Origin of the sequence: Microbacterium sp. NFH-22A-Y, from assembly GCF_021401375.1 — a bacterium.
Taxonomy (GTDB): domain Bacteria; phylum Actinomycetota; class Actinomycetes; order Actinomycetales; family Microbacteriaceae; genus Microbacterium; species Microbacterium hominis.
The window spans coordinates 407,138-419,708 of sequence record NZ_JACBGF010000003.1 but is presented as its reverse complement, the minus strand read 5'-3'; the positions used below and the strand labels follow the sequence as shown (position 1 = coordinate 419,708).

Below are 12,571 nucleotides of genomic sequence, written 5' to 3'. Positions count from 1 at the left end.
GGAGTTCCTGAGGCCGCGGGCTCAGTCGTCGGCGGATGCAGGGTTCGGCATGGAGGGCCGTTGCCTGATCCTCCATCTTCCCCGCCGCCGCGTCGCCGGGCTAGTGAGGCTGGCCTTACCCGCGGTGGGCGCCGGTTGCGTACCGCGAGGGGACGAATTTATCTTGATATCAAGATAAATCTATCACGCCGCGACGTCGCCGTCGTCCTCGACGCGGCGCGGGTAGACCGCCCGGACGGCGAGCCAGGTCACGGCGACGAGCGGAGCGAACAGCGGCAGACCCATCACGAGCTTGAGGGTCCCGAGGGTCGTGACGTCGCCGGAGAAGTAGAACGGGAGCTGCACGGCGAGACGGAGGTAGAAGAGGCCGGCCCAAGCGATCGCGAGCCAGAAGAAGACGCGACGTTTGCGGTTGTCGGCCCGCCAGGCGGTGCCCTCGTTCATGAGGAAGCCGACCGCCAGGCCGATGATCGACCATCCGATGAGGGCCGACACGAGGAACGCGGTGCCGTACACGGCGTTGGTGATGAGGCCGGGGACGAAGTTGTCCTGGCCGCGTCCGGTCCACAGCGCGAGCGCTGCGGCGGCTGCGGCGGCGATGAGACCGCCCAGCGCAGCGCTGACGGGCGAGCGCTGCACGAGTCTCACGACGGTGAACAGCGCCGCGGCTCCCACCGAGATCGCGAGCGAGAGCGCGAGGTCCTGCGTCACCGTGAAGAGGATGACGAACGCCAGCCCCGGCAGCACGCTCTCCAGCACGCCCCGCCAGCCGCCCATGGCGGCCCACACGACGTGACCGGTGTGCGACTGTCGCGACGGGTCCAGTCCGGCCCGCCGTGCGGCGCCGCCGAGCGCCTGTCCCAGGATGTCGGAGGCCGACGGCGGCGTGAGGGGGTCGGATGCCGACGCTCGCGCGTCGTCGTCGGGGATGCTCATGCCGTACCGGGAGCTGCCGGCATCTTCAGCGGGATCAGGTCGCGCGGGGGCATGGGGCTGCCGCCGCGGACGACCACGATCGAACGGAAGAGGTCTTCCACCCGTGCCGCGGCATCGACGTCGGTGGTGGCCGCGCCGCCGATGACGCCGCGCAGGAACCACCGCGGACCGTCGACGCCGACGAACCGCGCGAGGCGCTTGCCCGCGACGGCGTCGGGTCCGCTGACGACCGGCACCTCGGCCAGCAGCTCCGGTCCGAGCGGGCCCTCGCGCTCCTCCACCCGTCCGCCCTGCTGGCGGATCTGCTGGCGGATCTGCTCGCGGGTCTCGTCCCACAGGCCACTCGAGCGGGGGGCGGCGAAGGGCTGCACCTGGAGGGTCGACTCGGCGTAGTCGAGGCCGACGGCCACGATCCGCTTCGTCTGCTCCTCCACTTCGAGACGGAGGTTGAGGCCCTCCCGCGGGAGCACCTTGATGCCGCCGAGGTCGATGTACGGCCGGACCGGGTTGGCCTCCGACTCGTCGAACGGGCCGGTCGAGGCGCGGTCGCCGGCGCCGGGGGTCTGCGGTTCGTCGCTCATGCGATGACTCCTGTCTGGTAGCCCGTCGAGCCGAAGCCGCCCTCGCCCCGGGTGGACTCGGGCAACGTCTCGACGGGAAGGAAGCGGACGCGCGGCACGGGCATGACGATGATCTGCGCGATGCGGTCGCCGGGGGCGATCTCGTACGCGACGCGGGGGTCGGTGTTCAACAGCGCCACCTTGATCTCGCCCCGGTAGCCGGCGTCGATCGTTCCGGGCGCGTTGACGATGGTGATGCCGTGCTTGGCGGCCAGCCCGCTGCGCGGGACGACGAACGCGACGTAGCCGTCGGGCAGTGCGATGCGCACGCCCGTTCCCACGAGCGCCCGCTCGCCGGGCTCGAGGCGGACGGCCTCGGTCGCGACCAGATCGGCGCCGGCATCGCCCGGGTGCGCGTAGACGGGAACCTGCGACGCGATAATGGGAACGTCCACGGATTCGATCACTCCACGAGGGTAATGCACATCGCCGCCACAGCCCCCTTCTCTCCCACCGACCTCGTCTACCGCGAGCGGCTCAGCCCGTCGCTGTGGACATTGCTGAGCGCCGCCGTGCTCGCGCCCATGGTGGCGCTGGTCTTCGTGCCGCTCGATCCGACGATCGCTCTCGGGGCCGGCATCGCCGTGGCGGCGGCCCTGATCGCACTGATGGTGTTCGCCTCCCCCGTCGTCGAGGTGCGAGGTGGCGAGCTGCGGGTCGGTCGCGCGCACATCGGCGTCGACGACCTCGGCGAGGCGGAGGCCCTCTGGGGCGAGGAGGCCCGGGCGGCTCGGGGGCCGGAGCTCTCGCGCGACGCGTGGCATCTGCTCAGGGGCGGCATCGACCCGGTGGTGCGGATCGCCGTCACCGATCCGGGCGACCCGGTGACGCAGTGGGTGTTCGCGACACGCACGCCTGACCGGGTCATCGCCGCGATCAGGCGTGCGCAGACGCGCTGACGTCAGATCAGGCGCACTCGACGCAGACGGCGCCGCCGGCGGTCTCGTGGTCGATCTGCGTGCGGTGCTTCACGAGGAAGCACTCGATGCAGGTGAACTCGTCCTCCTGCGGCGGGAGCACGACCACGTCGAGCTCGAGGTCGGAGAGATCGGCTCCGGGCAGTTCGAAGCCCGAGGGGTTGTCGGCATCCTCGACGTCGACGGCCCCGGACATCTTGTCGGGAACGCGCTCCTTCAGAGCCTCGATCGACTCGCTGTCGTCGTCGGTCTTGCGGGGGGCGTCGTAATCGGTCGCCATGCTCTCAACTTCCAGGTTGTTGCCAAATGCCGACCAGCGGCGGGCGGACCGACGTGGGGCGGCGATAGTTTGCACGACGGGTCGGGATTTCGCAAATGATCGTCGTGCGCGTGCCCGCTTCCGGCGGGTGCGTCGCATGGAACTCGCGGCACGCCCGCGATATTCCCAGGGGCGGCGATCTGCTGTGACAGCATGGGCGCGGCAACGGAATCGTGCCCGAGCAGGGAACGGGAGGGGTGTTTCGCATGGAACAGCTCAAAGTCATCGGAACCGAAGAGGGCATCCTCGTCCTCGCCACGGAGGCGGGCGAGCGCTATGCCCTGCCGGTCGATGAGACGCTGCGCAGTCAGCTGCGCCGCTCCCAGCGTGAGAGCGAACCGCGTTCCGCGCGACCGAGCCCGCGCGACATCCAGGCCCACATCCGCTCCGGCCTGTCGGCGCAGGAGGTCGCCGAGCTCCTCGGTGCGCGGATCGAGGACGTGCAGCGCTTCGAGCGCCCGGTGCTGGCCGAGCGCGAGCACATCGTCGGTCAGGCCCTCGCCGTTCCCGTGCTGATCGCCGGCGAGCTCGACGCGAACGCGCAGCCGACGTTCGGCGTGGCGGTGCGCGCCAAGCTCGCGGAAGCGGGCGCCACCGGCGAACGCTGGACCAGCTGGAAGGACGAGGACGGCTGGGTCGTGAAGCTCGAGTTCACGGCCAACGAGGTCGACCACGACGCGCGGTGGAGCTTCGACCCGCGCCGGAGCAGCCTCGCGCCCCTCAACGCCGACGCGACGCAGCTCTCGCGTCAGGGCTCGCTGCCGGAGGGGCTGATCCCCCGACTGCGCGCGCTCGACGCCTCGCCCCTGAAGGATGCGTCCCGATTCGACTCGGGGGCGTTCGGTCCCCGCCGCCTCGACCTCGACCCCTCCGCAACGGCACCCGAGGCGGACATCGTCCGACCCGACGTGCGCACGCCGGTCGCGCCCGCCGTTCAGGATGCCGCGATCAAGCGGGCCCCCGATCACGCCGTGACCTCGGCGGAGACGGCGGACCTCCTGGAGGCGTTGCGCCGGCGCAGGGGTCAGCGCGAGCCGATGCCGGCCGAGGAGTCGGCACCCGAACGCGCACACTCCCCCGTCGCACTCTTCGACGCGCTCGAACCGGGCTACGACGACGCCGACGCCGAGACCGACGACAGCGCCGCCGGCATCGAGGACACCGTCATCAGCGAGGCGTCGCGGCGCAAGGGCCGCACCTCCATGCCGTCGTGGGACGAGATCGTCTTCGGCGCGCGGACCGAGGACGGCTGAGCCGCCTCGAGTCGCGCCTCGCTACCGGGTCGTGAAGGCGCCGAGCCGGATCAGCGGGACGATGCGCTCCTGATCGGTGAGCGAGCCGTGCTGCCCGACCATCCGCTGCGGCTTCTTGTCCGAGAGCCGGTCGTCGTAGTACGCCACGGCCCCGCGGGCCGCGACGAGCACATCGCCGATGCGCGGCAGCACCTCGGCATCCACCACGGGACCGTAGAGGCCCGCGGCGATCGCCTCCGCGCGGGTCAGCACCCACGAGCGTGAGCCCTCGGCCTCCCGCCAGCGCGCGGCGACGCCGTCGGCGGCGCCCTCCTCGCTGTACAGCTGCAGCAGACGCGGCTCGCCCGCGACCAGCTCGACGCCGTCGAGGAGCGCGTCGCCCTCGCGCAGCAGCACGTGGCGGTGAGCGGGGACGTCGACCATGCCGTGATCCGCCGTGACGAGCGCGCCGGTGCCCGGATGCAGCGCGTTCTCGAAGCGGCGCAGCTCGGCGTCGAGGTCTTCGAGGCCGCGCAACCAGTTCTCGGACTCCCACCCGTGCGCATGCCCGAGGGTGTCGAGCTCGGGGAGGTAGACGTAGACGAGAGCGCCGGCGTGGGTCGCGGCGAGGTCGGCGGCCGTGGCGAGTCGCTCGGCGGGAGTCGCTGCACCGACGAACGTCGCCCCGCGCTGGATCGCGCGGGTGAAGCCGCTGTCGCGGTACACGCTCTTGCTCACGACGAAGCACGCCCGCCCGGCGTCCGACTCGCGCTGCAGCAGCGGCTCCGCCCGCTGCCACGTCAGGGGGTCGAGCCGGTCGGTCTCCCATCCCTTGAGCTGGTTGGGAGCGGAGGAGGTGCCCGGCACGCGGCCGCGGTAGCCGACGATGCCGTGGATGCCGGCATCCACTCCGGTCAGCAGGCTCGTGAGCGCCGTCGCCGTGGTCGACGGGAAGGTGCTGCGCGCGGTGTCCTTCTTCGTCAGGCGTTCCATGAGGAAGCGGGCGTGGCCGGCGCGGGCCGCGAGGTTGCCCCGACCGAGCCCGTCGACGAGCACGAGGACGGCCGAACGGGCGGGCGGGAACCAGTCCGCGGGGCCGTTCAGAGAGCGCAGCAATTGCGGCACGATACCGGTGAGGCTCCGGGCCGATGGCGGGTCCGCGGGTAGGCTGAGAGACATCGGGGCCAGTCTCGCACACGGCGCACGGGCCCCTCTTCCCGGCCCACCCGAGCACCGAGGGAACCGCACATCCATGGCAGCTTCGCGCACCGCGTCCATCCCCGAGGATCACGGCCGCATCGAGGACGTCGACGTCTCTGCGGAGATGCAGGACTCCTTCCTCGAGTATGCGTACTCGGTGATCTACTCCCGCGCCCTTCCCGACGCCCGGGACGGGCTCAAGCCCGTGCAGCGGCGCATCCTGTTCCAGATGGCCGACATGGGCCTGCGGCCCGACCGCGGACACGTCAAGAGTGCGCGCGTGGTCGGCGAGGTCATGGGCAAGCTCCACCCGCACGGCGACTCGGCGATCTACGACGCGCTCGTGCGCCTCGCTCAGCCGTTCGCGCTGCGCGTGCCCCTCGTCGACGGGCACGGCAACTTCGGGTCGCTCGACGACGGTCCCGCCGCGGCCCGCTACACCGAGGCGCGACTGGCCCCGGCCGCTCTCGCGCTGACGGAGAACCTCGACGAGGACGTCGTCGACTTCGTCCCCAACTACGACGGTCAGTTCCAGCAGCCGGCGGTGCTGCCCGCGGCGTTCCCGAACCTCTTGGTCAACGGCGCCTCGGGCATCGCGGTGGGCATGGCCACCAACATGGCGCCGCACAACCTCATCGAGGTCGTCGCGGCGGCGATCCACCTGCTGGACAACCCCGACGCGACGACCGCGGAGCTCATGGAGTTCGTTCCCGGGCCGGATCTGCCCGGCGGCGGCATCATCGTCGGCCTCGACGGCATCACCGAGGCGTACGAGACCGGGCGCGGCACGTTCCGCACCCGGGCCAAGACCTCCATCGAGTCGCTCGGACCGCGTCGCACCGGCATCGTCGTCACCGAGCTGCCCTACATGGTGGGCGCCGAGCGCGTGATCGAGAAGATCAAGGATGCCGTCAACGCGAAGAAGCTGACCGGCATCGCCGACGTCAACGATCTGACCGACCGCAACCACGGGCTGCGGCTCGTGATCGGCATCAAGACCGGCTTCGACGCCGCGGCCGTCCTGGAGCAGCTGTATCGCCTCACCCCGCTCGAGGACTCGTTCGGCATCAACAACGTGGCGCTCGTCGACGGCCAGCCGCAGACGCTCGGGCTCAAGCCGCTCCTGCGCGTCTACCTCGACCACCGCATCCAGGTGGTCACCCGGCGCAGCCGCTACCGCCTTGCCCGCAAGCAGGAGCGACTCCACCTCGTGGAGGGTCTGCTCATCGCGATCCTCGACATCGACGAGGTGATCCAGGTCATCCGCGCCTCCGATGACAGCGAGCAGGCGCGCTCCAAGCTGATGAGCGTCTTCGACCTGTCGCAGGTGCAGGCGGAGTACATCCTCGAACTGCGCCTGCGCCGTCTCACCCGGTTCTCCCGCATCGAGCTGGAGACCGAGCAGGATGCGCTGAAGAAGGAGATCGCCGAGCTGGAAGCCCTGCTGGCCAGCGACGTGCTGCTGCGTCGGCAGGTCGCGCACGAGCTGGATGCCGCGGCGGAGACGTTCGGCACACCGCGGCGCACGATGCTGCTCAACGGCGGGCCCGTCGCCGCGCGCTCGCGCAGCGCGGCGCCGGCCGACCTGCAGATCGCCGACGCGCCCTGTCGGGTCTTCCTGTCGGCCACCGGTCGCATGGTGCGCGCGGAGCTCGGCGAGTCGGGCGAGGTGGTCGCCCCCACGCGGCGTGCGAAGCACGACGGCATCCGCGCCGCCGTCGATGCCACGACGCGCGGCGATGTGGGCGCCGTGACCAGCCTCGGACGCCTCGTGCGCTTCTCCCCCGTCGACCTGCCCTCCGTGCCGGCCAATGCCGTCCAGCTGGCTGCGGGGACGCGCGCGGATCAGTACCTGGGCCTGGCGGCGGGCGAGCACGTCGTCGGCATCGTCCCGCTCGGAGAGGTCGTCGTCGCTCTCGGCACGGCGCAGGGCGTCGTCAAACGCGTCTCCACCGCGGAGCTGGCGCCGGGCAAGCACGACGTCGAGATCATCTCGTTGAAGGACGGCGACCGCGTCGTCGGCGCGGCGATCGCGCCCGACGGCGCAGAGCTCGTGTTCGTGGCATCCGATGCGCAGCTGCTGCGTTTCGATGCGTCGAGCGTGCGTCCCCAGGGGCGCTCGGCGGGCGGCATGGCGGGCATCCGGCTCTCGGACGGCGCGAGCGTGATCGCGTTCACGGCCGTCACGGATGCCGACGCCGCGGTGGTCGTCACGATCGCGGGCTCGCTGCTCGCGATCGCCGGCACCGATGCGGGAAGCGCGAAGGTCTCGTCCTTCTCGGAGTTCCCGCCGAAGGGCCGCGCCACGGGCGGCGTGCGCGCGCAGCGCCTGCTCAAGGGCGAGGACGCGCTCACCTTGGCGTGGGTTGGCGTCGAGCCGCGTGCGCTCGCGGCCGACGGTGCGGTGCGAACGCTCCCCGACGTCGGCGCCAAGCGCGACGCGTCCGGACAGGCCCTGGATGCCGTCGTCGCCGCGGTCGGCACCGCGATCGTCTGAGGGGCGTCAGCCGAGCGAGACGAGTCCGTACTGCGTGGCGCGGATCAGCACCTGGATGCGGTCGCGGACACCCCACTTGGCGGTGATGCGGCCCAGGTGCGACTTCACGGTCGCCTCCGAGACGAACATCGCGGCGGCGATCTCCGCGTTGGACATGCCCTGGGCGAGGAGGGTGACCACCTCGAGCTCGCGCTCGGTCAGCTCCTCGTCCCGTCCGACCTGGCGCGGCGCCGGGGGCTCGTTCTGCTGGACCGAGCTCACGAGTTCCTTCGCCACCCGGGGTGAGAGCACGTATCCGCCCTCGTGAGCGAGACGAGCGGCGTCGAGGATGCGGTCGGGCGACGTGTCCTTCACGAGGAAGCCGGAGGCGCCCGCGCTGAGCATCGGCACGATCACGCGCTCGGACGAGAACGTGGTCAGGGCGACGATCTTGATGCCGGGGAACTCCCGCGTCAGCCGCTGCGTCGCCTCGATGCCGTCCATCTTCGGCATCTGCACGTCCATCAGCACGACATCGGGGTGGGTGCTGCGTACCAGCGCGATCGCGTCGATGCCGTTGTCGGCCTCACCGACCAGGTCGAAGCCGTCAGCCGAATCGAGGAAGACGCGCAGTGCTGCGCGCACCAGCGACTCGTCGTCGACGATGATCACCCGAATCGGTTCCGTCACATCCCCATCTTACGAACAGCGCTGTGGCGCCGATTCCACGCGATATCGACGAAAGTCGCAACTGATGTAGCTATACGTCGGTCGTGCGAGAGGACCTCTGTTTGAAGAATCGATTCGAGAGATTGCAGGAGGTGAAACACATGTGGTACTGGCTTGGACAGCTCATCGGTATCTTCAAGTGAGGGTGCACATTCGCGAGATAATCGCGAGGTGACCTCCGTTCGAGAGAACCTTCTTCGCTTCGTGCGAGCGCCCTTCTGGGCGTACCAGCCGCTGCGGCCCGCCGCTCGGCGCATCGTCATTATTCTCGCGGCAGTGGCCCTGATCCTCGACTCGCTCTTCCGGGCGACGTCCGGAGGTCCGGGCAACATCATCTCTGCCGCCATCACGACAAGCATCACCCTTTCGGTTGCCCTCTTCGCATGGCGTCCGCCGGTCGCGGCCATCGTCCTGGTGGTTGCGGCGCTGCTGGCCGGTGTCACGGGAATTGCCGACAGCCTCCTCGCGGGGGCGGCGATCCTCGGCCTGGTGGCGTTCAGCTGCAGTGGTCTGCTCACGGCCGTGTACTTCGTGGCATGGCTCGTCTGGCTTGTCGCGGTCGTCTGGAGGCCTGATTCCGTCTTCCAGCCACTGGGCGGGCTCATCGTCGCCATCCTCAGTGTCGTGAGTCTGATGATCGGTCTGGCGATCCGGCAACAGTACGAGAGGGCGCAGTCTTTGGCATTACAACTCGAAGTCAGCGAGCGCGAAGTCGCCGAGCAGCTCAAGCACGAGCGCGATCTCATCGCGGACGAGCTGCACGACATCGTCGCGCACGAGATCACCATCGTCGCCCTGCACGCGGCGGTCCTGGACCGCACCGAAGACGTGCAGACGCGGTCGCAGTCGCAGACGGCGATCCGCGAGGCGGCCGTTCAGGCCCTCACCGACATCCGCCGCGTTCTCGGCATGGTGCGCGGTGAAGAGAACCTCTCGCCCGACCGCGTCTCCTCTCCGGACGGCATCAACGGCACCATCGCCGCCGTGACGAAGGAACTCGGTCAGGCCGGCATCCAGGTGCACGCGGACATCCCCGCCGACCTCCGCCTGCCGAGCGCATCGCTGGTCGCTCTCACCCGCGTCATCCGCGAGAGTGCGACGAACGTGTTGAAGCACGCGACGGGTGCCCACAACGTCAAGATCGTCCTGCGGGTCGAACGCGGCTGGGTGCATCTCACCTTCGCCGACGACTCCCCGCCGGCGCGCACCGCGGGTCTTCCCGCGTCGGGCTACGGCATCATGCGGCTCCGCGAGCGCTTCCGCCTGTTCGGCGGAACCTTCGAGTCCGAACGCAAGTCCAACGGCTGGGTCGTGAGCGCTTCGCTCCCCCTGACCGGCTGATCCCGGCGGGATGTCCTCTCGCCACAGGTCTATACGAAAGTCGCAGGCGAATCCGCCTATCGTCGAGGTCGTGGCCATCTTCGCGCGCCTACTGTTTATCTAGCCGAAGAGCTGATCCCCAGTCGGTTCTTCACAGGGCACGGCGCGTGACGTCCGTGATTTCGGGGACGAGGAGACCGATCTGGTTTCGTCGTCATCCGGATGTCCCCCGTAGCCGCGGCGATGGCCCGAGACCGAATCCCCCCAGATCGGTTTCGGGCCCCGCGCGTTTTCAGGGGCCCTCAGGCGTCGATCGCCTCGCGGTCCAGCTTGTCGCTCGAGGTGACGATGAAGTCGCGCCGGGGTGCCACGTCGCTGCCCATGAGGAGCTCGAAGACGCCCGAGACGGCCTCGGCATCCTGGACCCGGACGCGCCGCAGCAGCCGCCCGGCACGATCCATGGTGGTCTCCGCCAGCTGGTCCGCATCCATCTCGCCGAGACCCTTGTAGCGCTGGACGGGCTCCTGCCACCGGCGCCCCGACTTCTGCACCTTCGCGAGCAAGGTGTGCAGCTCCTGCTCCGAGTAGGTGTAGATCGTCTCGTTCGGCTTCGATCCCGGATTGACGACGATGACCCGGTGCAGCGGCGGCACGGCCGCGTACACCCGTCCCGCCTCGATGAGCGGGCGCATGTAGCGGAAGAACAGCGTCAGCAGGAGCGTGCGGATGTGCGCACCGTCGACGTCGGCGTCGCTCATGAGGATGATCTTGCCGTAGCGCGCCGCCTCGAGGTCGAAGCTGCGGCCGGAGCCGGCACCGATGGTCTGGATGATCGCGGCGCATTCGGCGTTCGAGAGCATGTCGCTGATCGACGCCTTCTGCACGTTGAGGATCTTGCCGCGGATCGGTAGGAGGGCCTGGTACTCGCTGTTGCGCGCGAGCTTGGCCGTGCCGAGGGCGGAGTCGCCCTCGACGATGAACAGCTCGGAGTGCTCGACGTCGGAGGTGCGGCAATCCGCGAGCTTGGCGGGCAGCGACGACGACTCCAGCGCGTTCTTGCGGCGCTGGGTCTCCTTGTGGGTGCGCGCGGAGATGCGCGCCTTCATCTCCGAGACGACCTTGTCCAGCAGCAGGGCGGTCTGCGACTTGTCGTCGCGCTTGGTCGAGGCGAACCGCTCCCCGAGCTCCTTGGCGACGACGTTCGCCACGATCGTGCGCACCGCCGGGGTTCCCAGGATCTCCTTGGTCTGTCCTTCGAACTGCGGCTCGGGCAGGCGCACGGTCAGGACGGTCGTCAGCCCGGCGAGGATGTCGTCCTTCTCGAGCTTCTCGCCCGCGCCCACCTTCAGACGCCGCGCGTTCTGCTCCACCTGCGTGCGGACGACCTTCATCAGGCCCTGCTCGAAGCCGGCCTGGTGGGTTCCGCCCTTCGGCGTCGCGATGATGTTGACGAAGGACCGCGTGACCGTGTCGTAGCCGGTGCCCCACCGCAACGCGATGTCGACCTCGCACTCGCGCTCGACCTCGGTCGGCACCATGGCGCCGCCGGCCTGGAGCACGGGGACGGTCTCCGTGAACGTGCCCGTGCCCGTCAGCCGCCATGTGTCGGTGATGGCCGCGTCGGGCGCGAGGAACTCGGCGAACTCGGAGATGCCGCCGTCGTAGCGGTGGGTCGTCTCGACGACCTCGGCTCCGCGCTGGTCGACGATCGCGATCTCGAGGCCGGGGATGAGGAAGGCCGTCTGCCGCGCGCGCTGCTCGAGCTCGTCGGCATGGAACGTCGCATCCTTCGTGAAGATCTGCCGATCGGCCCAGTAGCGGATGCGGGTGCCCGTGACGCCCTTGGCCGCCTTGCCGATGACCCGCAGCTCGGACGCGCGCTCGAACGGCGTGAACGCGGAATCGGGGCTCGGGCCGTCGAAGCGACCGGGCTCTCCCCGGCGGAACGACATGGCGTACGTCTTGCCGCCGCGATCGACCTCGACGTCGAGACGCTCGGAGAGGGCGTTGACGACGGAGGCGCCCACGCCGTGCAGACCACCGGATGCCGCATACGAGCCTCCGCCGAACTTGCCGCCGGCGTGCAGCTTGGTGAAGACGACCTCGACGCCCGTGAGGCCGGTGCGGGGCTCGACGTCGACGGGGATGCCGCGGGCCCGGTCGCGCACCTCCACGCTGCCGTCGTCGTGGAGGACGACGTCGATACGCGACCCGTAGCCGGCGAGGGCCTCGTCGACGGAGTTGTCGATGATCTCCCAGACGCAGTGCATGAGTCCCCGGGAGTCGGTGGACCCGATGTACATGCCGGGGCGCTTGCGGACGGCCTCCAGGCCCTCGAGCACCTGCAGGTGGTGGGCGGAATACTCGGCTGTCACAATCCTCAAGCGTATCCAGCCCCGCCGACACTGCGGCCGCGACACACACTCCGTTCCCGAACCGCCGTATTCCCGGACCGCGGCGGGGTACGCGCACAGCGAAATGTGACCGGATCGCGGCATTCCTGCGGCCAGGGCGTGGTTGTATGTCATGACACCGCACCGCAACTCATGTACCGAGGAGGACCCGAAATGAGCATGTCGACCACCGCAGAGCCCGACGTCCTCGAGTACCGACTGAGCGCAACGGACCGTTGCGACTCGTGTGGTGCCCAGGCCTACATCGCCGCCGAGGTGAACGGCAGCGAGCTGCTGTTCTGCGCGCACCACGGACGCAAGTACGAGGAGAAGCTGCGGGCCGTCGCCACGTCGTGGCACGACGAGACCGCACGCCTCGCCGAGGCGCGCTGAGCCTCACGCAGGCCCCCACGTAGACTGAGGGGAACC

Annotated in this window: 12 protein-coding genes; 5 read left to right on the top strand and 7 right to left on the bottom strand. The window is 69.8% G+C overall.

Going from position 1 to position 12,571, the window contains the following annotated elements:
• Nucleotides 1-183: 183 nt before the first annotated feature.
• Genes L0965_RS13015 through dut form a run of 3 tightly spaced genes read right to left on the bottom strand, consistent with a single transcriptional unit; the run spans nucleotide 184 to nucleotide 1,963 of the window.
• Nucleotides 184-936: a DUF3159 domain-containing protein gene (locus L0965_RS13015; RefSeq protein WP_101306354.1), complete on the bottom strand. Its 753-nt coding sequence runs from the start codon at nucleotides 934-936 to the stop codon at nucleotides 184-186.
• On the bottom strand, nucleotides 933-1,517 hold the full coding sequence (locus tag L0965_RS13010) for a DUF3710 domain-containing protein (RefSeq protein ID WP_060959555.1): 585 nt from the start codon (nucleotides 1,515-1,517) through the stop codon (nucleotides 933-935). Before L0965_RS13010 ends, L0965_RS13015 begins: the two co-directional genes overlap by 4 nt.
• On the bottom strand, nucleotides 1,514-1,963 hold the full coding sequence (gene dut, locus L0965_RS13005; protein WP_191008594.1) for a dUTP diphosphatase: 450 nt from the start codon (nucleotides 1,961-1,963) through the stop codon (nucleotides 1,514-1,516). The genes L0965_RS13010 and dut overlap by 4 nt, the downstream gene beginning before the upstream one ends.
• Nucleotides 1,964-1,975: 12 nt before the next feature.
• On the opposite strand from dut, the gene L0965_RS13000 reads away from it, so the two are divergent.
• Nucleotides 1,976-2,455: a DUF3093 domain-containing protein gene (locus L0965_RS13000; protein ID WP_060959553.1), complete on the top strand. Its 480-nt coding sequence runs from the start codon at nucleotides 1,976-1,978 to the stop codon at nucleotides 2,453-2,455.
• 7 nt (nucleotides 2,456-2,462) lie between these two features.
• On the opposite strand, the gene L0965_RS12995 is transcribed toward L0965_RS13000, so the two are convergent.
• The gene (locus tag L0965_RS12995) at nucleotides 2,463-2,753 is read right to left on the bottom strand and encodes a DUF4193 domain-containing protein (RefSeq protein ID WP_060959552.1); all 291 of its coding nucleotides are present in this window, start codon (nucleotides 2,751-2,753) and stop codon (nucleotides 2,463-2,465) included.
• A gap of 245 nt (nucleotides 2,754-2,998) precedes the next feature.
• Between L0965_RS12995 and sepH the strand changes: the two genes are divergently transcribed.
• Nucleotides 2,999-4,045: a septation protein SepH gene (sepH, locus tag L0965_RS12990; protein ID WP_060959551.1), complete on the top strand. Its 1,047-nt coding sequence runs from the start codon at nucleotides 2,999-3,001 to the stop codon at nucleotides 4,043-4,045.
• Between the two features lie 21 nt (nucleotides 4,046-4,066).
• Here sepH and L0965_RS12985 read toward each other — a convergent pair whose 3' ends face one another.
• Entirely contained in the window at nucleotides 4,067-5,203 is a 1,137-nt protein-coding gene (locus L0965_RS12985; RefSeq protein ID WP_101306353.1) for an alkaline phosphatase family protein, read from the bottom strand.
• A 73-nt stretch (nucleotides 5,204-5,276) separates the two neighbouring features.
• On the opposite strand from L0965_RS12985, the gene L0965_RS12980 reads away from it, so the two are divergent.
• Nucleotides 5,277-7,721 (top strand): DNA topoisomerase (ATP-hydrolyzing) subunit A, encoded by a 2,445-nt coding sequence (locus L0965_RS12980; protein WP_101306352.1) that lies wholly within the window; start codon nucleotides 5,277-5,279, stop codon nucleotides 7,719-7,721.
• 6 nt (nucleotides 7,722-7,727) lie between these two features.
• Here L0965_RS12980 and L0965_RS12975 read toward each other — a convergent pair whose 3' ends face one another.
• On the bottom strand, nucleotides 7,728-8,390 hold the full coding sequence (locus L0965_RS12975) for a response regulator transcription factor (RefSeq protein WP_082734145.1): 663 nt from the start codon (nucleotides 8,388-8,390) through the stop codon (nucleotides 7,728-7,730).
• 210 nt (nucleotides 8,391-8,600) lie between these two features.
• On the opposite strand from L0965_RS12975, the gene L0965_RS12970 reads away from it, so the two are divergent.
• Nucleotides 8,601-9,770 carry a sensor histidine kinase gene (locus L0965_RS12970; protein WP_223848929.1) on the top strand — a complete coding sequence of 390 codons (1,170 nt, stop codon included), beginning with the start codon at nucleotides 8,601-8,603 and terminating at the stop codon, nucleotides 9,768-9,770.
• A 281-nt stretch (nucleotides 9,771-10,051) separates the two neighbouring features.
• Here L0965_RS12970 and L0965_RS12965 read toward each other — a convergent pair whose 3' ends face one another.
• Nucleotides 10,052-12,124, bottom strand: coding sequence for a type IIA DNA topoisomerase subunit B (locus L0965_RS12965; RefSeq protein WP_374198338.1), 2,073 nt, complete (start codon nucleotides 12,122-12,124; stop codon nucleotides 10,052-10,054).
• A 192-nt stretch (nucleotides 12,125-12,316) separates the two neighbouring features.
• Here L0965_RS12965 and L0965_RS12960 point away from each other — a divergent pair, with 192 nt between their 5' ends.
• Nucleotides 12,317-12,535 carry a hypothetical protein gene (locus L0965_RS12960; protein WP_060959546.1) on the top strand — a complete coding sequence of 73 codons (219 nt, stop codon included), beginning with the start codon at nucleotides 12,317-12,319 and terminating at the stop codon, nucleotides 12,533-12,535.
• Nucleotides 12,536-12,571 lie beyond the last annotated feature (36 nt).